Source organism: Aeromonas sp. S15(2024), from assembly GCF_041402265.1.
Taxonomy (GTDB): Bacteria; Pseudomonadota; Gammaproteobacteria; order Enterobacterales; family Aeromonadaceae; genus Aeromonas; species Aeromonas dhakensis.
In genome coordinates this window covers 302,740-324,157 of record NZ_JBGLQY010000003.1, presented here as the reverse complement: position 1 = coordinate 324,157, position 21,418 = coordinate 302,740, and the positions used below count along the sequence as shown (strand labels likewise).

Genomic DNA, 21,418 nt, shown 5'->3' with positions numbered 1-21,418 from the left:
CGCCGGAGCCAGCGGCATGGGCCGGGTTGTGATCCGGATCCCTATCTGAACTGCTTCTGATCTTCCTGATAGTGGAAATCGCCGCTGGCGAGCCGGGCGACCAGCGCCGCCTTGTCGAGATCCTGCGCCTTGCAGAGATCATCGAGATCATCGTAGCGATCACGCAGCTGCATGTTGACCAGGCTCAGCAGCATGTTGACGTCCATGGTGGCAAAGTTGTTCAGGTTCATGAGGGTCGCTCGTTATCCAGCAGGTGAAGTTGTTCGATGGCATCGCTGACGCTTTGCAGGTGCAGACGGATGGATTGGCGCGCCTCGGCCGGCAGGTAGTCGGTGAGGGTGTGCTGCCAGCTGCCCGCTTCGCTCTTGAGCTGCTGGAACAAGGTGAGCCCCGCCTGGGTGAAGGAGACCAGGCTGACCCGCTTGTCGTGCTCGCTGCTCTCGGTGAACAGGATCCCTTTTTCCACCAGCCGGTGAATTTCGCGGGAGATCCGTACCTTGTCCATCCCGCTTGCCTCCACCAGCTCTTTCTGGCTGATGGGGTAGTTGGGGCCGAGCACCATCATCAGGCGCCATTGAGGCACCGTCAGCTGATAGCGTTGCTGGTAAAACTGTTCGAAGGTATCGCGCACCATCTCGGCGGCGTGTACCAGCTGATAGGGGGGATAGTGGGCAAGCAGCTCTATGATCTTTGACATATGACATCCTGCTGTGACGGCTGCATCGGGTGCAGTTTCTCTTGATACTTTGACCTTGATGATACGTAACACAGGGCCGTTTGTCTGAACAAGTACCAGAGAAATGTGCGGTTGCGCACGTCATCCGCCGCAACCGGGTCTATTCGAAGCTGGTTTTACTGTCGCCGGCTCAGCCTTTGCGCAGCCAGAGCAGGGCGTTGTGCTTGAGCCAGGCCTCGCGGCTTTGCAGGGTGTAGAGCGCCGCTTCGTCACGGCTGCCCGCCTGCCAGCTGTGGGGCTCCTGTTTGGGCAGCTTGCGCTGGCCCAGCAGACAGGCCGGCACATGGGCGTTGGCCTTGATGGCGGCGGCCAGCAGCGGCTGCGCGGCCTCGGCGCCAGCGCAGACAAATGTCATCAGCGCCTTGTTGTAGAGCAGCCAGCTGGAGGCTTCATCAAAGCGCACCAGCAGAGCCTGCAGGGCCGACCAGTCCCCTTGCAGGGCATAGAGGCTGGAGAGGGGATAACGGCAACCCAGCTCGTCGGCCACGCACAGCTCGAGCAGGGCCAGATATTCGCTGCGCGCCTGTTCCAGCTGGCCGAGGCGCAGCAGGCAGTCGGCCCGCCCGGCGCGGGCGGCCAGCAGCGGGCGCGCTTCGTGGGCACTCCAGCCATGGCCGGCAATCTGCTGCCAGAAGGCGGCGTCAAACAGCGGCTCGGCGTCGGCGATCACCTTGTCAAACCAGCCGAGGCGGCTGTGCGGATCGCGGCTGGCATCGGCCAGTTCGAACCACTGCTGCCACTGCTCGGCCTGCTCGCTGTCCAGCGCCTGCTTCGTGCTCGGTACGGCCTGATACTCATCTAATTGCAGCAGCTGGTTGAGGGCGGTCTTCATGTTCTGGCGCTGACGCTTGCAGAACTCCATGAAGGGGAGGTCACTGCCAGCGGCCGCGTGCAGCATCTGCGCCATCGGCTTGTCGCGAAACAGGCTCAGCTCGGCGGCCAGGCTGAAACGGTACTGGGTGGTCGGATCGTTCAGATCCCTGGGCTTGGGCCAGGTGGCAAAGCCCTGGCTGAAGCCGTAGCACCATTGACCGAGGGGGTGGCTCTGCTCGAACACCTGCTCCGGGCTCTCGGTGGAGAGGCGGCACTGGCTCGGCAGGGCGAGCTGGGCCTCATCGGCCTGGGCTTCCAGCTCGGCGATCAGGTGGCGCAGCGCCTCGGCGCTTTTTTCATCCAGCTCGGCGTCATGGGGCAACAGACCGGCCAGCGGGGCCTGCCAGTCAGGGGCATCCGGCCCGACCAGGCGGGCACACAAAAAGCCGTGCAGCGCCGGGTAGGTCATGTCCTGCCCACTGTGGGTCTGGATCCATTGATTGAGATGACGGGTACGAGTGGATGGATTCATCGACAGTTCCTCTGGATTTTGACAGCGGCGAAGTCTACCCAAAAGTGGGGTTATTTGCAGCAAAAGGGCGGCTGACTGGCGATTATATGGACACGCCCCGGCCAAAAGGCCCTGAAAATCACCCGCGAACAGGGCAAGGGACTAGGCCCTGTTACCGCTCTTGGGGTAACATGCGCGCCCATACAGGCAATGAAAAATTGGCCATCCGGACAATGAAAGAAGAGAACACCATGCTACAGATTGGCAAGATGAACACCCTTACCGTAGTCGAGCTCGAAGATCGGGGCGCCTGGCTGGCGGCTGGCGAAGAGTACGGCGAGCTGCTGCTGCCCAAGCGTCAACTGCCGGAAGGGGTGGCGGAAGGGGACGGCGTCAAGGTCTTCCTCTATCTGGATGCCGACTGCGAGCCGGTGATCACCACCGACAAGCCGTTTGCCATGGTGGACGACATCGTCGGCCTCAAGGTGGTCAATGCCAACAAGATTGGTGCCTTCCTCGACTGGGGCATGAAGAAGGATCTGTTCGTACCAAGCCGCGAGCAGAACAAGCCGATGCAGGTGGGCCATGTCTATCTGGTGCGGCTGATGCTCGATCACGAGGGGCGCATGGTGGGCACCAGCCGCCTCGAGCGGTTCCTGCGCACCGACAAACCTCCCTTCAAGGCCGGTGACGAAGTGACTGCCCTGCCTGGCGAGCGCACGCCGCTCGGCATCAAGGCCATCGTCAATGGCGAGTACTCCGGCATGCTGTTCAAGAACGAGGTGTTCGGCCGGGTGACCACGGGTCGTCCGCTGACCGCCTGGGTCAAGCAGGTGCGTGATGACGGCAAGCTGGATCTGACCCTGCAAAAGCCGGGTGTGGCGCGGCTGGACGATGCCGGCGAGCAGATCCTGGTCCGCCTCAAGAAGCAGGGCGGCAGCCTGGCGGTGGGCGACAAGAGCGAACCCGAGCTCATCTACAAGCTGCTCGGCATGAGCAAGGGCACCTTCAAGAAGGCCATCGGCGGCCTCTACAAGCAGGGCAAGCTGGTCATCGATGACTACAGCATCACATTGACGGGCGACGATCAGCGCGAAGGCGGCGAATAAGTGCCGAGCCCCTGCGTCGGTGCGTGCCGGGCAAAAGACGGTCTCTGCCTTGGCTGTGGTCGCACTCTGACCGAGATTGGTCACTGGTCCGCCATGGCGAGCGAGGCCCAGCTGGCGGTGATGGCGCAGCTGGATGGTTCCACCAGCACCCACCGCTGCCCCGGCTGCGGTGAACCGGCCTTTTGCGCCGTGTCGGCCGGCGCGACCATCGCAGAGTGCTGGTGTAGCCAGCTGCCGGCCCTGCCCATGGGGGAGGCTGATAGCTGCTGGTGCCGGCGCTGTCTGGCGAAGGCCATCGCGGCCCGGCCTTGAGCAAAGATCACCACAAAAGAAAAAGGCGCCGAGGGCGCCTTTTTCATGCCTGTTGCTGACGGTGCCAGCGCACGTGGACATCGTGCTCATTGCTATGACGGGGCAGCAGGAAGGTGGCAAAGATCACCTCAAACTCCTCCTGATGGTCCAGCAGACCCACCCACACTTCGACCCAGCGCTCCATGTCCACCGGCACACCGAGTTCGGTTGACCAGTCGGCATTGGGCAGGGTCGCCTCGACGGCGCCACGCTGTTCGAACTCCAGGGTGATGTCGACGATTTGTTCGGGGGCCAGCATGTCTGCGGCCTGCTCAAGAAACTGATCATAGGCCCATTCGACCAGCTGATCCGGGGTACGCTGTTCCATGAAATCACTCCAGATACATCGAGGTTCGCTACTGTAACAATTATTGGCGGTGGCGGCCAGACCAGTGGGAAGGGTGCGCCAGCGCCGGGCAAGGCTGACTGGAGTTGGGTATGGTTGAAGAGGGGCAGGGCAAGGGAGAGCGGGCATGAAACGGCGGACGAGACGGCAGCAGATCAAGCGGCGGCGGGAGACCTGGTGGTGGCACTACCTGCCGCTGCATCGGGGCACGGTGGGCGGGCACCTGGGGCCCTCCACCGACGAGATCGGGCTCGCATCGTAAACAAACCCGACACCCATCAGGCATCAGTCTGTCTGATGCACCTTGTTGAGGGTTACCTGCCCCAGCTGGCCCATCTGACGGCGGATCCAGGCCGAGCGCTGCTGGACGTAGGGCGAGGGGGGCTTGACCCGGTAGCGCCAGGGGTTGGGCAGGGCTGCCGCCAGCAGTGACGCCTCGTAGCGGGTGAGACGTATCGCCGGCTTGCCAAAGTAGTGTCTGGCAGCGGCCTCGGCGCCGTAGATGCCGGGCCCGAACTCCACGATATTCAGGTACACCTCGAGGATGCGGGACTTGTCCCAGCCCAGCTCCATCAGCAGGGTGAACCAGGCCTCGATCCCCTTGCGCAGGAAGCTGCGATCGCTCCACATGAAGAGGTTCTTGGCGGTCTGCTGGCTGAGGGTGCTGGCGCCGCGCACCCGCTCACTGTGCTGATTGTGCTTGAGCGCCGAGCTGATGGCATCCATGTCGAAGCCGTTGTGCTCGGCAAAGCGCTGATCTTCGGCGGCGATCACCGCCAGCTGCAGCTCGCGGGAGATCTGCTCGAGCGGCACCCAGTCGTGCTTCACCTCGGCCACCTTGGCAGGGGGAAACAGCGCCCGCTCGATGCGCCAGGTCCACATGGGTGGATCGATGAAACGCAGCAGCGCCACCGAGACGATGGTGCTGAGCAGGGCCGCCAGCAGCAGCTTGCCGAGCCAGTTCAGCAGGCGCCGTGCCGGATTGGGCCGCACGGGCTCTGGCTCCGACTCCCAGACGTAGTGACTCGGATCATCGGGATCCGGAATTATTGGGGCAGCCATTCGATGTGGCAGAACTTCTCGTCAACACGGCGGGAGAGTAGCATGCGGGCGAACAGGTGCTCGTACTCTTCCTGCTCGTTGCCAAGGCCGATCCAGATCTCGGCGTACTCGGCGTCGCTGACCTCGAAGCCAACGTCCACTTCCCAGTCATCGGCCGGATCGGTTTCCGCCAGCAGGCCGCGGTCGTTGAACTCCTGATTGAAGCGGGCGATCTCCTGCTCCGGCAGGTTGTCGGAGGCCAGCTCCATGAAGAGTTCGAGGGCGGTGTCGAGCAGTTCCTCGACGCTGTGCATTTCGTCATTCAAAGACATAAGCGGTCTGTTCCAGCTGATAAATAAAGAAAAACACCGACGGCCCGGCCGCACGGTGGCGCGCCGTATTCTAGCCGTCCCCCACGGGCTTGGCGAGTGCAGCAGCGCTCTTGACCCGGTTGCGGCAATAAAAAACCGGATCCTGGCAGCAGGATCCGGTCTTCATTGGGGGAAAGGGTCACGCATAGGGCGTCAGGCTCATCCCTTCTTGTCGTCGGCGAAGGTGATGTTGAGCTCGAGTACCGACAGCTCATCACTCTTCTTGTCGAGCTGGACCGTGATCTTGTCAGGGTCTATCTCCACATATTTGCGGATCACGTCGAGGATATCCTGCTTGAGCTGGGGCAGGTAATCCGGCCCCCCTCTGGATGAACGCTCGTGAGCCACGATGATCTGCAACCGCTCTTTGGCCAGTTGTGCGGTGCTCTGTTTCTTGTTGGAACGAAAATAATCCAATAATGACATGCTTAACTCCCGAACAGTCGGCTAAAGAAGCCCTTCTTCTCTTCTTCCAGAAAACGAAAATCCTTGGTGTCACCCAACAGGCGGGCAACGGCGTCCTCATAGGCCTGACCGGCATCGGACTCCTTGTCCAGGATGACGGGTTCGCCGGAGTTGGAGGCGCGCAGCACCGCCTGGGACTCCGGGATCACCCCGAGCAGTTTGATGGCCAAGATCTCCTGTACGTCCTGTACGCTCAGCATGTCGCCGCGGTTGACGCGGGTCGGGCAGTAGCGGGTCAGCAGCAGGTGCTCCTTGATGGGGTCTTCGCCACGCTCGGCGCGACGGGACTTGGAGGCCAGGATGCCGAGGATGCGATCCGAGTCACGCACGGAGGAGACTTCCGGGTTGGTGGTGACAATAGCTTCATCGGCGAAGTAGAGCGCCATCAGGGCGCCGGCTTCGATCCCCGCCGGGGAGTCGCAGACGATGTAGTCGAACTGCATCTCGCTCAGCTGATCCAGGATCTTCTCGACCCCTTCGCGGGTGAGAGCATCCTTGTCCCGGGTCTGGGAGGCGGGCAGGATGAACAGGTTCTCGCAGCGCTTGTCCTTGATGAGGGCCTGGTTGAGGTTGGCCTCGCCATTGATGACGTTGACGAAGTCATACACCACGCGCCGCTCGCAGCCCATGATGAGGTCCAGGTTTCGCAGGCCAATGTCAAAATCGATGACCACAGTCTTGTGGCCACGCTGGGCTAAACCGGTACTCAGGGCCGCGCTGGTTGTGGTCTTGCCAACGCCACCTTTACCCGATGTAACGACTATGATTCGCGCCATTCTCGCTTCCTTGTAACTCTATTTGATACGGTCTATACGGAGTTGTTCGTTATCCAGCCGGACATGAACCGGCTGCTGGATGAGGCCGGCCGGCAATGCATCGCTGAGCTGGAAGGTGCCAGCGATGGAGAGCAGCTCGGCCTGCAGTTGCTGGCAATAAATCCGTGCCTGGGGGTTGCCCTTGGCGCCGGCAATGGCCCTGCCGCGCAGAGTGCCATAAATATGAATACTGTCGTCGGCGATGACTTCGGCGCCCGGGCTGACCGAGCCCAGCACCACCAGCGAGGTGCCGGCGGCATAGAGCTGCTGGCCGGAGCGAACCGGGCCCACATGCACCTTGCTCGCTATCACCGGTGCCGGCACGGGTTTCGCTTCTACGATGGGGGCCGGCGCCGGTTCTGGCTGGGGTTCGGCCTTGCGGCTCTTGCCGGAGGCCATCACCGCCAGCCCTGCCGCCTTGGCGGCCGTCTTCATCGCCTCGTTCTGGGCCCCCGTGATCCCGACCAGCACGAAGTCTTCCGATTCCACCAGCTCCTTGAGCTGTTCGAAGTCGGGGATCTCGGTGAGCCGTTCCACATTGATGACGAGGGGGGCACAATTAAAGAACTGGGGCGCCTGGGCCACTTTGGCCGCCAGCAACTGGCGGATCCGCTCAGGCTTACCATCGCTGATATGCAACACAGAAATAGTGAAGGTGGTCCCTTTCAATTCGTTATCGCGCTCAACCATGAATCTTCCCCGAGACAGAGACGGTAATCCGTTATTGTTATTCAATTCCTGATGTTATAGTTTGCCATCCTCAGAGGCAATAAACCGGTTGGATTATATCAATTTCCATGTTGTGTGCAGTCTATAAAAGTCGCAAAAAAGCCGAGACCTATCTTTTTGTTGAAAGAAGAGAGGACTTTTCCCGCGTACCCGAGGTGCTGATGAGTACATTCGGCCGTCCCGAACTGGTATTGATGACCAAACTGGACCCAGCCAAGCCCTTGGGGATCGCCTCCACCAGCCGGGTGATGGAGGCGCTGCAGAGTCAGGGCTTCTATCTGCAGATGCCCCCTCCGCCGGAAAACCTGCTGGAGCAGCACAAGGCTCAATTGAAGGCCGAACGGAAATGAAGAGGCGGCTGGCACTGCTGCTGATGGGGGGATTGTCGAGCCACCCGCTGCAGGCCAGCCCCGATTTTGACCATTATGTGACGGGCCTCAAACAGGAGGCCCTGGCCGCCGGGATCCAGCCCGCGACCATTGCTGCCGCCTTCGCCGATATTCATCTGATCGAGGTCGCCATTCGGCACGATAAAAATCAGCCGGAATTTAAACAGACCCTCGCCACTTATATTTCCAACGCGGTGCCGCAGTGGAAAGTCAATCAAGCCAAACGCCTATATCGTCAGTATTTGCCGCTGCTCACAAAAATAGGGGCGGAATATGATGTGCAACCCCGCTTTATTGTCGCCCTGTGGGGCATTGAAACCAATTTCGGCAAATTGACCGGCAAATATCCGCTGGTCTCGTCGCTGGCGACCCTGGCCTGGGAGGGGCGCCGTGAGGCCTTCTTCAAGGGGCAGCTGTTCGATGCCCTGCACATGCTGGAAGAGGAGCCGATCACCCCGGCCGAGCTCAAGGGCTCCTGGGCCGGCGCCATGGGGCAGGTGCAGTTCATGCCCTCATCCTTCCGTCAATACGCGGTCGACCAGGACGGTGACGGCAAGAAGGATCTGTGGGGGACGCCGGCGGATGTGTTTGGTTCGGCAGCCAATTATCTGCGCCAGAACGGCTGGCACGGGGATGAAACCTGGGGGCGCCGGGTGAGGGTGCCCACCGGTCTGGATCCTGCGCTGGTCGGGCTTGAAGATACCCGAACGCTGTCGGCATGGCAGGCCCTCGGGGTACGCAAAGCGGATGGCGGCGCCTTGCCCGCGGTGAAGATGCAGGCCTCGCTGGTGCAGCCCGACGGGGGAGGGGGCGCTGCCTATCTCGCCTATCCCAATTATCGAGTACTGCGCGACTGGAATCGCTCCCACTATTTCGTGGTGGCGGTGGGGACCCTGGCCGATCGCCTGGTGGAATAACGCCGAGGCGCTCTGGCCATCAATCTCGGCCGGGCTGCAGGATGGCCCCGGAAATTAGCGAGCCAGCCCCAGGGAAATGGGGCCATGCAGAAGGTGATGAGCGGGAAATAATGGGCAATAAAAAAGGCGGGAATTCCCGCCTTTTGCATTTGCCGTTATCTGCTTAGTCGCAGGCAACCTGCATCACCTTGATGGCCAGGCCACCGCGGGAGGTTTCACGGTACTTGGAGTCCATGTCCTTGCCGGTGATGTACATGGTCTCGATCACCTTGTCCAGGGAGACGCGCGGCTTGGAGGTGCGACGCAGCGCCATGCGGGAGGCGTTGACCGCCTTCATGGCGGCGATGGCGTTGCGCTCGATGCAGGGCACCTGCACCTGGCCGGCGACAGGGTCACAGGTCAGACCCAGGTTGTGCTCCATGCCGATCTCGGCGGCCTCACAGACGTGCTCGGGGCTGCCGCCCATTAGCTCGGTCAGGCCGGCGGCGGCCATGGAGCAGGAGACGCCCACCTCACCCTGGCAGCCCACTTCGGCGCCGGAGATGGAGGCGTTCATCTTGTAGAGCATGCCGACGGCAGCCGCAGCCAGATAGAAGCGGGTGTAGTCGTCACGGCCAACCGGCTGGATGAACTTGTCGTAGTAGGCCAGCACGGCCGGGATGATGCCGGCGGCGCCGTTGGTCGGCGCGGTCACCACACGGCCACCGGCCGCGTTCTCTTCACTGACCGCCAGGGCAAACATGTTGACCCAGTCGACGATGTTCATCGGATCGTTGGAGAGGTTCTCGTTGGTGGTCAGCTGGCGATAGAGCGGCGCAGCGCGGCGCGGTACGCGCAGCGGGCCGGAGAGGACGCCCTCGGTGCGGCAGCCGCGCTCGATCCCTTCACGCATGGTGGTCCAGATCTTGCCGAGCTTCTTGTAGATCTCTTCCGGGGTGTTGAAGCACTTCTCGTTCTCCATCATCAGGGCGGAGATGGAGAGGCCGGTCTGGCTGCAGTGGGCGATGAGCTCGGCCGCGCTCTTGAACGGATAGCTGACGGACATGTCGCCGCTGTCGCCCTTGCCGAAGTTCTCTTCGTCAACGATGAAACCACCGCCGATGGAGTAGTAGGTCTTGCTGTAGACGGCTTCATCTTCGATGAAGGCGGTCAGCTTCATGCCGTTTTCGTGCAGCGGCAGGGCTTCGTCATGGAACACCATGGCGTCGCGCGGGAAGCTGACGGTATGGCAGTGCAGGCCGATGGGAAGACGACCGGTCTGTTCGACGCGGGAGATGAACTCGGGGATGCCGTCGATATCGACATTTTCCGGCAGGTTGCCCGCCAGACCCATGATGATAGCGGTATCGGTGTGGTGACCTTTACCGGTCCAGGAGAGTGAGCCGTAGACATCGACCTGGATCCGGGTGATGTCACGGATCTTGCCGCCTGCACGCAGTTCATCCACGAACTGTTTGGCTGCCTTCATCGGGCCGACAGTGTGGGAAGAGGAGGGGCCAACACCGATTTTGAAGATATCAAAAACGCTGATCATGTAACAATTACCTCAGGATAGAAGGGGGCGCCATGCCCACTCGCAGAAACGGGGTGATCCATGGGACGAGGGCGTCGTCGCCGAGGTCAATGAACCAGATAACCACAGTGTAACGGCTCAAAGCCCAAAAAAAGTTGAAATAGATCTATTTTTGTTGAATCGGAGCGGCGAGTATAAAATTTATTTTGATGCTTATCCATTTTGTTAAGCGTTTGCCCATAAAAATACCCGACAATGCCGGGTATTTAGGAACCAAATGGAGCAAATTACCGATTTTTAACACTCAGTAATGTTAACCGCCAGGCCACCGCGGGCGGTTTCCTTGTATTTGGTCTTCATGTCGTTGCCGGTTTCCCACATGGTTTTGATCACCTTGTCCAGCGACACCTTGTGCTCGCCGGTGCCTCGCAGGGCGAGGCGGGCGGCGTTGATAGCCTTGACCGCCCCCATGGCATTGCGCTCGATGCAGGGCACCTGCACTTGGCCGCCCACCGGATCGCAGGTGAGCCCCAGGTTGTGCTCCATGCCTATTTCGGCGGCGTTTTCGACAATCGCCGGGCTGCCGCCCAGGATCTCGGTCAATGCCCCCGCCGCCATGGAGCAGGCCACCCCCACTTCCCCCTGGCAGCCCACTTCCGCACCCGAGAGGGAGGCGTTCTTCTTGTAGAGGATGCCGATGGCGGCGGCGGTGAGGAAGTAACTCAGCAGCAGCTCGTCATCCACCTTGCGCACGAAACGATCGTAATAGTGCAGCACGGCGGGAATGATGCCGGCGGCACCGTTGGTGGGGGCGGTCACCACCCGACCGCCGGCGGCGTTCTCCTCATTGACGGCCAGCGCGAACAGATCCACCCACTCCATCACCATCAGCGGATCCTTGTTGAAATTGGTCTCGCAGCTGAGCTGGCGATAGAGGGCCGGCGCCCGCCGTTTCACCTTGAGCCCGCCGGGCAACACCCCCTCGCTGCGACAGCCACGCTCGACGCAACCCTGCATCGCCTGCCAGATCTTGCGCAGGCCCGCCTTGATCTCGGCCTCCGTGCGAAACACCTTCTCGTTGGCCAGCATCAGGCCGGAGATGGAGAGGCCGCTCTCCTGGCAGTGGGCCAGCAGCTGGGCGCCGCTCTCGAACGGGTAGGGAACGGGGTGGGCCGCATCGAAGCGGGCGGCCTCCTCCTTGGCGTTGGCGAAGTGGCTCTCCTCGATGATGAAGCCGCCACCGATGGAGTAGTAGGTCTGCTCGAGCAGCAGCTGTTCACCGGCGAAGGCGCGCAGGGTCATGCCGTTGGAGTGGGCGGGCAGGGTCTTGCGCCGGTTGAAGATGATGGCGCCGCTGCGGGCGAACTGGCTGGGCTGCTCCCCCGCCAGCCGCAGCGACTGGCTGCGCTCCACCTCGGCCAGGAAGGCGGGAATGGCCTCGATGTCCACCGACTCGGGTTCAAAACCGGCCAGCCCCAGGATGATGGCCTTGCCGGTGCCATGGCCCTTGCCGGTCTGGCCGAGGGAGCCGTAGCACTCCACTTCTACCCGTTCGGTCCGGGGCAGCAGCCCCTGTTGCTTGAGTGCGATGACGAAGGCGTAAGAGGCGCGCATCGGCCCCACGGTATGAGAAGAAGAGGGACCGATCCCGATGGAAAACAGGTCGAAGACACTGATCATGACACCACTCCGATTATGGGTTTCGTCTAAATATTGTAAATTTTTTGTAGTCGATGGAAAGCGGGAAAACCGAGGGGTGTGATGGCGGCACGCAAATGAGGGGGTCACGGCGAAGGGTTGCCGAGAGGAGGAGGGGATCAGATGAAAAAGAGCGGACTCGGGTCCGCTCTCTTATCCACTTGGGCTGCAGCTTGTCTGCGGCTTAGTCGAGGAACTCGCACAGATAGGCGGTGGGGGTCTTCACTTCCAGCTTGAAGGAGGAGTGGCCGGCCACGTCGAAGGATTGGCCCTGCTCATAGGTGTGCCACTCATCTTCATCGGCCAGCTGGATGGTAAGGGCACCCTTGACCACCGTCATCCGCTCGGGGGCGGCGGTATTGAACTGGTAGTGACCCGCTTCCATCACACCGACGGTCGCTTTGTCCCCTTTTTGCTCGAAACCGATGGATTTTACATTTCCGTCAAAATATTCGTTAACTTTCAGCATGTTTTCATCCCTGTATGCACGTTTGCCAAGCCAAAATAGCACAATGTTTTGTCAGTTGTCATGATGAAAGCGGGAAAAATCGCCGTGTTCCTTTTGAATCTTAACCTTATTGCAAACTTATCAATAACTCCCGTTAACGATTTGGCGATTTCAAACAGCCAATAAATATGAGATAAAGCGCGCGCTCAGGAGAATGGACAGCTGTTCTTCCCCTGTTTGGTTGATTGCACTGGGAAAGTGTAAATAATTGCTACATAAAGGAACATTCTGTGTTAACAAAAGGACTCATTAAGAACGTTGGCTTCCAGGTCGTGGTTGCCATGGTGCTGGGGGCACTGGTGGGGGCGTTCATGGGTGAACAAGCCACCGTGTTCGCACCGCTCGGTACGCTCTTTATCCAGCTCATCAAGATGCTGGTGATCCCGCTGGTGGCGGTGGCCATCCTGTCGGGGGCTGCCAATCTGGGGGCCAGCCCGGCAGCAGGCAAGATTGGCGTCACCACGCTGGCCTTCTTCCTCGGCACCTCGGCGCTGGCGGTGCTGCTGGCACTGGTGATGGGGCAGATCTTCAAACCCGGGATCGGGGTCGAGTTCGGCTCCATGGCCTCCATGTTCTCCGGTGACTATTCCGACAAGGGCGCCCTGCCCGATGCGGTCGCCACCCTGCTCGGGATGATCCCGACCAACGTCTTCCAGTCGCTCAACGAAGCCAACATCCTGCAGATCCTGCTGTTCTGCATGTTCCTCGGCATCGCGCTGGCCAAGCAGCCCCGCGAGCGGGCCAAGCCGCTGGTCGATGGTTTGAACACCCTGGTGGATGCCTTCGTCTGGATGATCAACAAGGTGATGCTGATTGCGCCGCTCGGCGTGTTCGGCCTGATGGCTGACGCCATCGGCACCTACGGCTTCGACGTGCTGACCCTGGTGATCAAGCTGTTCGTGGTCTATCTGGCCGCCATCCTGATCTTCGGCTTCGTGGTCTATCCGCTGCTGGTCATGATCTTCTCCAACACCCCGGTGCGCAAGTACCTGTCTGCCATGAAGAAGCCGCAGATCGTCGCCTTCTCCACCGCCTCTTCCATGGCGACCCTGCCGGTCAACATGGAGACCTGCGAGAAAGAGCTGAAGGTGAGCAATGCCACGGCCTCCTTCGTGCTGCCGCTGGGTGCCACCATCAACATGAGCGGCAACGCCATCTATTACGGTCTGGTCGCCATCTTCTTCGCCCAGGTCTATCAGATCGATCTCTCCATGGGTGCCTGGGCTGCCATCATAGTGACCGCCACCCTGGGGGCCATCGGTCAGGCCGGCGTACCTGGCCCGAGCTTCCTGGTGGTCGCCGTGCTGCTGGCCGCCGGGATCCCCATCGAGGGACTGCCGCTGTTGTTTGCGCTGGATCGTCTGTTCGACATGATCCGTACCGCCCTCAACATCACCGGTGATGCGGCCTGCGCCGTCATCGTCGACCGCTACAGCCCGGATTACGATCCGGACCGCTGGAACAAATAATCCAGTTGCAATGAAAAGGGGCCCGCGGGCCCCTTTTTTATGCTTGTCTGTTTGCCTCAGCCGAGCTGCTCCAGCGCCTGCTGGCAGCGCTGCTCGGCGGCGTCCAGCTCCAGCAGCACCATCTTGATGTCTTCCAGCTGCTGCTGCAGGGTATCCCGCTTGTCGGCCACCAGTCCAAGCATGGTCTGCAGCTGGGTACGGCTGCTCTTGTCCGCATCGTAGAGATCGAACAGATCGCGGATGTCCGCCAGGCTGAACCCCAGTCGCTTGCCGCGCAGGGTGAGCTTGAGCCGCACTCTGTCCTGACGGCTGTAGATCCGGGTCTGCCCCTGACGAGCAGGATTCAAAAGTCCCTGATCTTCATAAAAACGAATACTTCGGGTCGTAACATCAAATTCACGGGCCAGTTCGCTGATGCTGTAGGTCCGTTTGTCATCCTTGGTTCGGTTCATGGCGCTATCTTGACTGTCAATCCTGGCTGGCACCTTACCCAAACGTCAACTGCCCCGCAAGTCTTGTTCCCGCGACGGCGGCGGCATATGTTATCTCAATGTAACAAGGAGAGTGCAATTGATGGATATCGTGATTGTTGCGGCCAAACGTACCCCCATGGGGGCCTTTCAAGGGGCCCTGGCCAACCTGAGCGCACCCGAACTGGGTGCCTGTGCCATCACCGCAGCCATGGCGCAGGCCGGGCTCAAGGGGGAGCAGATCGATGAGGCTTATCTTGGCAACGTGCTGAGTGCCGGGGTCGGCCAGGCGCCCGCCCGTCAGGCGGTATTGAAGGCGGGCCTGCCGGACAGCATCCCCTGCACCACGGTCAACAAGGTGTGCGGTTCCGGCATGAAGGCGGTGATGCTGGCGGCCGATGGGTTGCGACTCGGTGACACGAACGTGGTGATCGCCGGCGGGATGGAGAGCATGAGCCGTGCCCCTTATCTGCTCGACAAGGCGCGCAGCGGTTTTCGGATGGGGCACCAGAGCGTGCTCGATCACATGTTCCTCGACGGGCTGCAGGATGCCTACGAAGGTCAGCTGATGGGCCATTATGCCCAGCTGAGCGCCGATCGCGCCGGACTGACCCGCTCCGACATGGATGCCTTTGCCATCACCTCGCTGGAGCGGGCGCTGGCGGCCCAGCGCAGCGGCGCCTTTGCAGCGGAGCTGGCGCCGGTGAAGGCCGGAGAGACCCTGCTGCTGGCCGAGGATGAGCAGCCTGGCAAGGCGCGCCCCGAGAAGATCCCCCAGCTAAAGCCGGCTTTCAGCAAGACGGGCACCATCACGGCGGCCAATGCCAGCTCCATCTCGGACGGGGCGGCGGCGCTGATCCTGATGCGGGCCGACACCGCCGCGCAGCTCGGCGTGCCCGTGCTGGCACGGCTGGTGGGTTATCAGAGCCACGCGGCCCAGCCTGCCGAGTTTACCAGCGCGCCCATCGGGGCCATCGAGGGCTTGTTGGCCAAGGTGGGCTGGCAGGTGGGCGAGGTGGACCTGTTCGAGGTCAACGAGGCATTCGCCATGGTGAGCATGCTGGCCATGGCGGGTTGCAAGCTGCCCCATGACAAGGTGAACGTGAACGGCGGCGCCTGTGCCCTCGGTCATCCGCTGGGGGCAAGTGGCGCCAGGATCCTGGTGACCCTGATCCACGCCTTGCGCGAACGTGGCCTCAAGCGTGGGATCGCCAGTCTGTGCATCGGGGGCGGGGAGGCGACCGCGGTCGCCATCGAGCTGGGTTAATCTGTCTCCGCCATCGCCTGGAGTTGCTGGTTGACCCAGGCGGTGGCGGTCAGATAGAGCTGGCTGACCTTCTCTTCATTGAGCCCGAGCCGGGCCGTTCTGGCGGTGATCCGCTGCCAGTTCGCATTCTCGTAATCTTCGCAAAACGACAGGTAGAACCCCAGGTTTCCCTTGCGCTCTAGCAGGGCGACCCGGATCTCCTCGATCAGCGGAATGGTGCCGAGCAGCTTGTCCATCGGCTGCTCCATCAAGACGTCAAGCAGGGAGAAGAGGCCGGTGATGAAGGCCTGCTGAGCCTCCTGGGTGGGCGCATGGGTATGGGCCAGCAGCTCGCAGAAACGGGCCCGGATCATCGACATCTGATAGAGCTCGGCGCTCTTGCCCTGGCCGGCGCTGGTGGCGGCCACCAGGGTCACGAAGCGCTTGAGCTGGGTGTGGCCGAGATAGACCGCCGCCTGGCGAAAGGAGGAAATGGGGTTGGCGTGGCTCTTGAGGTGGTTGACGTAACGCAGCAGCTTGAGTGACAGGGAGATGTCCTGACTCAGCAACTGCTCGATGCGGTTGAGATCCGGCTCGGCCTGGTTGACCACGTTGAGCAACTGCATCACCACCACCTGGGCTGGCTCCATGGTGGCCTGCTTGACCATTTCGGGGCGGCTGAAGAAGAAGCCCTGGAACAGGTCGATACCGAGCCGCTTGGCCCGCTCGAACTCCGCCTTGTCTTCCACCTTCTCGGCCAGATAGGTGAGCTTGAGCTGTTGATGCTGCTGGATGAACACCTTGATCCGCAACAGGGAGGTGGTGCGCAAATCGAACTTGATGATGTGGATATAGGGGAGGAAGCGCTCCCAGTCCGGCGACAGGGTGAAGTCATCGAGTGCCAGCTGATAGCCCAGCTCGTGCAACTGCTTCACCTTGGCCAGCAGGGCGTCGTCGGGGGCGGCGTCTTCCAGGATCTCGATCACCACCTTCTCCGGCGGCAGGCATTCGGCCAGTCCTTCCAGCAGCAGGGAGTGGGGGAAGTTGATGAAGCAGGGGCGACCGCCGAGCAGCTGATCGATGTTCTGTTGCAGGAACTGTTCGGCCACCAGCCTGGCCGTGGCCTGCTGGGAGGAGATGGGAGGAAACACGTTATCCAGACTGTCGCGAAACAGCAGCTCATAGGCGTGGGTCTTCAACTCCCGATCCAGGATGGGCTGCCTTGCTACGTAGGAATACATGCATCTCTCCAGCGGGTGTACTGGATTGATTTTATTGTGAAGCAGAGCACTATGCCAGCGCGTGAAGGCCAGAAACGGTCAATAACTGGCATAGTGCTTGAATAGACGGGCCCCAGAAGGCCCGCCGGATCAGAACAGGTAGTTGAGCTGCAGGCCGGCCAGCCAGGCGTCCCCTTCCGAGGTGCCCTGGAAGGTGGAGGTAGTCTGCGGGATGCCGGGTTTGAGCTGCATGGTTTCGCTCACGTCCACCTTCTTGCCGTCGATCAGGGTGACCCCCAGATCCAGCGAGAGGTTGCGATCGAACTGATAACCCACCCCGGCGCTGTACCAGACCCGATCCGAGTCTGGGATGGAGATGGTGCGGCGATCTGCCGGCACCGGGCTGCGGTCGTAGGCAAGGCCCGAGCGCAGTGTCCATTGCGGCGCCAGCTGGTAGGTCAGACCCAGCGCATAGCGCCAGCTGTCATTCCAGTGTTCGTCCTTGATGTGCATGACGCCGTGGTGGTCGAGCTCGGACTCCAGCTGCACGAACTTGCTCCAGTTGGTCCAGTTGATGCTCGAGTGCAGTGCCAGCGCCGGCGTCAGCTGATGAAAAAGGGCCAGCTCGGCGGTGGCGGGCAGCGGCAGATCCAGGCTGCCGGTATCGGTGAAGGGCTGACCGTTCTGATCGATGCCGATGGCGTCGCCCGAGAGCTTCAGGGTCACGTCGTGACGGTAGGAGAGGCCGATGCGGGTCGCGTCCGACAGCTCCAGCAGGGTGCCCAGGTTCCAGCCCATGGCCCAGCCATCCCCTTTCAGGTGCTTGGCGATCTGGTTGTTGGAGGGGAAGGTGCCACCCACTTCTCCTTCGCCCTGAATGGCGGAGAGGCCGGCCCCGACGGACCAGACGCGGTTGACGCGATAGGCCAGCGAGGCGCCCAGATCCACGGTCTTGATGTCGGAGACGTTGCCGAAGTGGCCGGCATTGTAGTTGTCCGGCATCTTGACGCCGAGCCCGTAATAGGAGGTGGCGGCCAGCCCCAGGCGCCACTGATCGTTGAGCGGCACTATCAGGTAGGCGTTGGGCACCCAGGCATCATCGGCGATGTCGTGGGCCGCCGCATCCAGGTCGACCGGCCCTCTGGCGGTCGGCACCCGGGTGGTGCCCTCGATGTTGACATCGGGGTGCACATAGATGAAGCCACCGGAGAAGGCCATGGTATCGAAACGGGTCATGGCGGCGGCATTGCGAGAGAGCACGCTGGCATTGTCGGCGATGGCGGCTTCGCCCGCGAAGGCACGGCCCATGCCGGTGGCGGATTGCTCGGCCAGCTGGAAACCTGCCGCCTGGGCCTGGCTCGACAGCACCAGCAGGGCGATGAGAGACGGCTTCATGATGGAGTGCATTGCATTGTCCTTGAAAGTGAACCTTGGGTTCGAACGTTTTTCTGATTGGATGCAGGATTTTATATGGTACGACCAGTAAGGCAACGGGCGCGGAGGCAGGCGGTTCAAAACGGAATTAAATGCTGAAGGATGTGCTGCTAACAGCTTGATAAAAAAAGAAAAGCGTACAGTTGTTTACTACAGATGTACGCTGAAACAGGCATTGAGCATAAAAAAAGAGCGCCCGTAGGCGCTCTGGTCAATTCGCTGATGCTCAGAATTTCATGTTGAACTGAGCGGAAGCGAGGAAGGCGTTGCCGTGGGAGGTGCCTTTCCAACGCAGGGCTTCGTTGCTTTCAACCAGCTTCTCGTTGACGTCCACTTTCTTGCCGTCCAGATAGGCCATGCCGAAATCGACGCTCATGTCCTTGTCGATGTGGTAGGTGGCACCGGCGCTATACCATACGCGGTCGGAGTCCGGGATGCTCAGGCTGCGGTATTCCGGCTCGATCGGGGTGTTGTCGTAGGCAAAGCCGATACGCGCTTCCCAGGACGGGTTGACGTACCAGGTACCGCCCAGGGAGTAGCGGGTGGAGTCCTTGAACTTCTCAGGCTTGTAGAGGCAGACACCGGCACCGTCGGTGCTGTTGCACTGACCGCTGGTGGCCTTGAGCTCCTGGAAGGCGCTCCAGTCGGTCCAGTTGACGGAGTAGTGCACCGCAAACTGCTGGTTCAGACGGTGGTAACCGGCGAACTCGGCCTGGGCCGGCAGATCCAGCGGCAGTTCGCCACCGACGGTCTTGAAGCCGGAGGAGGTACCCTGGTAGTCACCCTTGAACTTCAGATCCACCTGGGAGCGGTAGGTCAGGGCGAAGCGGTTGTTTTCGTTGACTTCGAACATGGTGCCCACGTTCCAGCCGTAACCCCAGTCGTCACCCTTCAGGTGGCTGACGATGGTGTCTTTGCCGACACCCGGTACGCTGCTCAGCGGCGGCACGGCGGCCAGCACGCCGGCACGGCGGTTCAGTTCAGCCTTGGCATAGACCAGGTTCACACCGGCACCGAAAGTGAAGTGCTGGTTGACGCGGTAGGCGATGTTCGGGTTGATGTTGAAGGTCAGCAGTTCGGTGTTGCCGGCAATGGAGCCACCGTTGAAGTTCTCGGTGTACTCGGTCGACAGACCGTAGTTGGAGAACAGGCCGATACCCCAGGCCCACTGATCGTTCAGCGGCTGGATGAAGTAGGTGGCGGGCACGAAGGCGCTCGGTGCGATGCCGCTCTCGCTGGCGCCGGCCATCTTGGCGGAACCTGCATAGATGTCACCATTTACATCCACGTCCGGCTTGATGTAGGTGCCGGATACGGAGAACGCCATCTTGTCAAACTGGGTCATGGCTGCCGGGTTGCGGGACAACACGGAGGCGTTGTCTGCCACGGCGGCTTCCCCGGCGTACGCACGGCCCAGACCGGAGGCTGAGTGTTCGTTCAGCTGAAACGCGGCGGCGAAGGTTTGGGTACTGGCCAGAGTGACGGCGGCAGCGATCAGGCTCTTTTTGAAAAAGGCAGTTGTCATAGTGTTCTCTCTTGTAGGCAGATTTTCTGTCAGCATCGGGGCTTTTTTGCCTCCGTATGTGACAAGATCTGTTGTTATTTCAGCTTCTTCCCATTCAATTCTGGCGTGATTCTATGGATCTGGTAGGAGGTAAGAAATCAGACCAGTGACAGCAGAATACATAAAAGTTTCTGGAGTGTTAATCATTTGTTTGAATGTGCCGCATAAATAGTCTCTTTTACCATTTATTGGATAAAAAACACGCACATAGGGCGATCTGCATCACAAAAATATTTTTCGGCACTTGCCGTGAATGAGCCGGAAATGGCGGCAAATCGTGGGGGATAAGGGCGGAAACGGGCAGCCAAGTTGTCTGGTCTGCCCGTCGAATTGACCCGAGTTCGTTCGGGTCAGGATTGCGTTAACACCTGTTAAATCGACCAGTGCAGTCGGGATTCCAGCTGCTGCGCCACCGGTGCCAGCGGCTCCTCCATGTCACCGATCAATACCATGTTGGCCCCCTTGAGTTGCAGGATCTCCCCCTTGAGCTGGCCATCCTCGAAGGTGGGCTGCAGGGTGAGCGGCACATGCTTGGGCACCAGGAACAGGGTGACCGGGCCCATCTTGCCCTGCAGCACCATGTGCAGCGCCGGCCCCTGATAGAAGGAGCAGTGGTTGACATAGGTGATCTTCAACCCCTGCATGCCCATCAGGGTGGCGCCATATTTCTCCATCTTGGCGTTGATGGTGCGCAGGCTCACCTGCTCGTCCACATCCTTGATGAAGGGCTCCTCGCCATAGACGTGGGCCATGGCGACCTGGGCCAGCGAGAGCTCGTCCGGGGTGGCCTGCGGCCAGCTCAGCCAGCGGGTGCTCATGCCGAGCAGGAAGGCGACCGAGGCGGCCATCGCCAGCGCACGCCAGTTGTTGCGCGGGCGCACCGGCAGGGGCACCACCTGCTCCTGATCTGCTTCCAGTGCCTGCCTGAGCAGGATGCGCTCGGCCAGGCCGGCCGGCACCTCGACCTCCATCGCCCGCTGCAGGCTGCGATCGAGCTGCTTCATCTCCTCCAGATGCTTGCGGTTGGCGGGGGAGTGCTGGGCCTGCTCGAGAAACGCGGGATCCTGCTCATGTGGATGGGCTATGGCCCGACGGCGAAATTCCAGCTCATCCATTGGTGTGTCCTCTCTGTTGGGTCGTTGACTCCATGGCCTCTTTGATCTGATTGCGGGCCCGAAACAGGCGGGTCATGACGGTGTTCTTGTTCAGCCCCAGTTGCGCCGCGATCTCGTCGCCGCTGAAGCCTCCCAGCACCTGCAGCAGCAGAGGCTCCTGGTATTCTGCCGGCAGGCGGGCGATGTGGCGTCTGAGCCACTCGTTCTCCATCTCCTGTTCGCTGTGCAGCGCCTCCTGATCGCTCTGGGGGTGCTCGTCGAGATCGACGAGATCGAACTGCTTGCGCTCGAAGCGCCGGGCGTTCTCCCGCCGTAGTATGGTGATGAGCCAGGCCTTGGCGGCCTTGTCATCCACCAGGGTGTCTATCCCCTTCCAGGCGCGCAGGAAGGTCTCCTGCACCAGGTCTTCCGCCACTTGAGGATCCCGGCACAGCCAATAGGCGTAGCGGTAGATGTCCCCGTGCAGGGCATGCACCAGGGCTTCGTATTTGGTTTGTTTGTCGGCCATACCTCCATAGACCGGAGAGGTCGTGGGATCCTTTCCGACCGTGGCGCCTTTTTTTCTGAAAAATCCTAAAGCCATCGCTG

General features: G+C 60.9%; 25 protein-coding genes. 7 read left to right on the top strand and 18 right to left on the bottom strand.

The window, feature by feature from the left end; translation table 11 throughout:
• Positions 1–41: 41 nt before the first annotated feature.
• The 3 genes from ACB033_RS08750 to ACB033_RS08740 form a co-directional block, all read right to left on the bottom strand.
• Positions 42–230 (bottom strand): DUF4250 domain-containing protein, encoded by a 189-nt coding sequence (locus ACB033_RS08750; RefSeq protein ID WP_017764386.1) that lies wholly within the window; start codon positions 228–230, stop codon positions 42–44.
• Positions 227–697 (bottom strand): MarR family winged helix-turn-helix transcriptional regulator, encoded by a 471-nt coding sequence (locus ACB033_RS08745; RefSeq protein WP_162519811.1) that lies wholly within the window; start codon positions 695–697, stop codon positions 227–229. The genes ACB033_RS08750 and ACB033_RS08745 overlap by 4 nt, the downstream gene beginning before the upstream one ends.
• A gap of 169 nt (positions 698–866) precedes the next feature.
• Complete coding sequence (locus ACB033_RS08740) at positions 867–2,081, bottom strand: UPF0149 family protein (RefSeq protein WP_371140460.1); 1,215 nt, start codon at positions 2,079–2,081, stop codon at positions 867–869.
• A gap of 212 nt (positions 2,082–2,293) precedes the next feature.
• Here ACB033_RS08740 and ACB033_RS08735 point away from each other — a divergent pair, with 212 nt between their 5' ends.
• The gene (locus tag ACB033_RS08735; RefSeq protein ID WP_010633876.1) at positions 2,294–3,169 is read left to right on the top strand and encodes a S1 RNA-binding domain-containing protein; all 876 of its coding nucleotides are present in this window, start codon (positions 2,294–2,296) and stop codon (positions 3,167–3,169) included.
• The gene (locus ACB033_RS08730; RefSeq protein WP_081588809.1) at positions 3,170–3,481 is read left to right on the top strand and encodes a DUF1289 domain-containing protein; all 312 of its coding nucleotides are present in this window, start codon (positions 3,170–3,172) and stop codon (positions 3,479–3,481) included.
• A gap of 43 nt (positions 3,482–3,524) precedes the next feature.
• Here the strand turns inward: ACB033_RS08730 and ACB033_RS08725 are convergent, their stop codons facing one another.
• Complete coding sequence (locus tag ACB033_RS08725) at positions 3,525–3,848, bottom strand: HI1450 family dsDNA-mimic protein (protein ID WP_005301259.1); 324 nt, start codon at positions 3,846–3,848, stop codon at positions 3,525–3,527.
• Between the two features lie 145 nt (positions 3,849–3,993).
• Between ACB033_RS08725 and ACB033_RS08720 the strand changes: the two genes are divergently transcribed.
• The gene (locus ACB033_RS08720; RefSeq protein ID WP_371140459.1) at positions 3,994–4,128 is read left to right on the top strand and encodes a hypothetical protein; all 135 of its coding nucleotides are present in this window, start codon (positions 3,994–3,996) and stop codon (positions 4,126–4,128) included.
• A 23-nt stretch (positions 4,129–4,151) separates the two neighbouring features.
• Here the strand turns inward: ACB033_RS08720 and mtgA are convergent, their stop codons facing one another.
• The 5 genes from mtgA to minC all read right to left on the bottom strand — a co-directional run bounded on the left by mtgA (position 4,152) and on the right by minC (position 7,248).
• Positions 4,152–4,859, bottom strand: coding sequence for a monofunctional biosynthetic peptidoglycan transglycosylase (gene mtgA, locus ACB033_RS08715; RefSeq protein ID WP_010633878.1), 708 nt, complete (start codon positions 4,857–4,859; stop codon positions 4,152–4,154).
• Positions 4,860–4,912: 53 nt separating this feature from the next.
• Positions 4,913–5,239, bottom strand: a complete 327-nt coding sequence (locus tag ACB033_RS08710; RefSeq protein ID WP_162519813.1) for an HI1450 family dsDNA-mimic protein — start codon at positions 5,237–5,239, stop codon at positions 4,913–4,915.
• A gap of 198 nt (positions 5,240–5,437) precedes the next feature.
• On the bottom strand, positions 5,438–5,704 hold the full coding sequence (minE, locus tag ACB033_RS08705) for a cell division topological specificity factor MinE (protein ID WP_005301252.1): 267 nt from the start codon (positions 5,702–5,704) through the stop codon (positions 5,438–5,440).
• A gap of 2 nt (positions 5,705–5,706) precedes the next feature.
• Positions 5,707–6,519 carry a septum site-determining protein MinD gene (gene minD, locus ACB033_RS08700; RefSeq protein WP_005301248.1) on the bottom strand — a complete coding sequence of 271 codons (813 nt, stop codon included), beginning with the start codon at positions 6,517–6,519 and terminating at the stop codon, positions 5,707–5,709.
• An 18-nt stretch (positions 6,520–6,537) separates the two neighbouring features.
• A complete protein-coding gene (gene minC / locus ACB033_RS08695; RefSeq protein ID WP_005301245.1) occupies positions 6,538–7,248 on the bottom strand; it encodes a septum site-determining protein MinC in 711 nt (236 codons plus the stop codon).
• A gap of 107 nt (positions 7,249–7,355) precedes the next feature.
• Here minC and ACB033_RS08690 point away from each other — a divergent pair, with 107 nt between their 5' ends.
• Both ACB033_RS08690 and ACB033_RS08685 read left to right on the top strand, forming a co-directional pair.
• Positions 7,356–7,637, top strand: coding sequence for a YcgL domain-containing protein (locus ACB033_RS08690; RefSeq protein WP_017764394.1), 282 nt, complete (start codon positions 7,356–7,358; stop codon positions 7,635–7,637).
• Complete coding sequence (locus ACB033_RS08685) at positions 7,634–8,593, top strand: lytic transglycosylase domain-containing protein (RefSeq protein ID WP_139724492.1); 960 nt, start codon at positions 7,634–7,636, stop codon at positions 8,591–8,593. The genes ACB033_RS08690 and ACB033_RS08685 overlap by 4 nt, the downstream gene beginning before the upstream one ends.
• Before the next feature lie 163 nt (positions 8,594–8,756).
• Here the strand turns inward: ACB033_RS08685 and ACB033_RS08680 are convergent, their stop codons facing one another.
• The 3 genes from ACB033_RS08680 to ACB033_RS08670 form a co-directional block, all read right to left on the bottom strand.
• On the bottom strand, positions 8,757–10,127 hold the full coding sequence (locus ACB033_RS08680) for an L-serine ammonia-lyase (protein WP_005301233.1): 1,371 nt from the start codon (positions 10,125–10,127) through the stop codon (positions 8,757–8,759).
• Positions 10,128–10,403: 276 nt separating this feature from the next.
• Positions 10,404–11,786, bottom strand: a complete 1,383-nt coding sequence (locus ACB033_RS08675; RefSeq protein ID WP_010633883.1) for an L-serine ammonia-lyase — start codon at positions 11,784–11,786, stop codon at positions 10,404–10,406.
• A 202-nt stretch (positions 11,787–11,988) separates the two neighbouring features.
• A complete protein-coding gene (locus tag ACB033_RS08670; protein ID WP_010633884.1) occupies positions 11,989–12,273 on the bottom strand; it encodes a pyrimidine/purine nucleoside phosphorylase in 285 nt (94 codons plus the stop codon).
• A gap of 269 nt (positions 12,274–12,542) precedes the next feature.
• Here ACB033_RS08670 and ACB033_RS08665 point away from each other — a divergent pair, with 269 nt between their 5' ends.
• The gene (locus ACB033_RS08665; protein ID WP_371140458.1) at positions 12,543–13,781 is read left to right on the top strand and encodes a dicarboxylate/amino acid:cation symporter; all 1,239 of its coding nucleotides are present in this window, start codon (positions 12,543–12,545) and stop codon (positions 13,779–13,781) included.
• A 56-nt stretch (positions 13,782–13,837) separates the two neighbouring features.
• Here the strand turns inward: ACB033_RS08665 and ACB033_RS08660 are convergent, their stop codons facing one another.
• Entirely contained in the window at positions 13,838–14,233 is a 396-nt protein-coding gene (locus ACB033_RS08660) for a MerR family DNA-binding transcriptional regulator (RefSeq protein ID WP_005301228.1), read from the bottom strand.
• 121 nt (positions 14,234–14,354) lie between these two features.
• Between ACB033_RS08660 and ACB033_RS08655 the strand changes: the two genes are divergently transcribed.
• The gene (locus tag ACB033_RS08655; protein WP_139724559.1) at positions 14,355–15,518 is read left to right on the top strand and encodes an acetyl-CoA C-acyltransferase; all 1,164 of its coding nucleotides are present in this window, start codon (positions 14,355–14,357) and stop codon (positions 15,516–15,518) included.
• On the opposite strand, the gene ACB033_RS08650 is transcribed toward ACB033_RS08655, so the two are convergent.
• The 5 genes from ACB033_RS08650 to ACB033_RS08630 all read right to left on the bottom strand — a co-directional run bounded on the left by ACB033_RS08650 (position 15,515) and on the right by ACB033_RS08630 (position 21,413).
• On the bottom strand, positions 15,515–16,738 hold the full coding sequence (locus ACB033_RS08650) for an EAL and HDOD domain-containing protein (RefSeq protein WP_017779737.1): 1,224 nt from the start codon (positions 16,736–16,738) through the stop codon (positions 15,515–15,517). The two genes, ACB033_RS08655 and ACB033_RS08650, sit on opposite strands and share 4 nt — an antisense overlap.
• 129 nt (positions 16,739–16,867) lie before the next feature.
• On the bottom strand, positions 16,868–18,124 hold the full coding sequence (locus tag ACB033_RS08645; RefSeq protein ID WP_017764401.1) for an OmpP1/FadL family transporter: 1,257 nt from the start codon (positions 18,122–18,124) through the stop codon (positions 16,868–16,870).
• A gap of 253 nt (positions 18,125–18,377) precedes the next feature.
• Complete coding sequence (locus tag ACB033_RS08640; RefSeq protein WP_005301224.1) at positions 18,378–19,676, bottom strand: outer membrane protein transport protein; 1,299 nt, start codon at positions 19,674–19,676, stop codon at positions 18,378–18,380.
• A 410-nt stretch (positions 19,677–20,086) separates the two neighbouring features.
• Positions 20,087–20,830, bottom strand: a complete 744-nt coding sequence (locus ACB033_RS08635; protein ID WP_139724563.1) for a DUF3379 domain-containing protein — start codon at positions 20,828–20,830, stop codon at positions 20,087–20,089.
• Positions 20,823–21,413, bottom strand: coding sequence for a sigma-70 family RNA polymerase sigma factor (locus tag ACB033_RS08630; RefSeq protein ID WP_005301215.1), 591 nt, complete (start codon positions 21,411–21,413; stop codon positions 20,823–20,825). Before ACB033_RS08630 ends, ACB033_RS08635 begins: the two co-directional genes overlap by 8 nt.
• Positions 21,414–21,418: the final 5 nt, after the last annotated feature.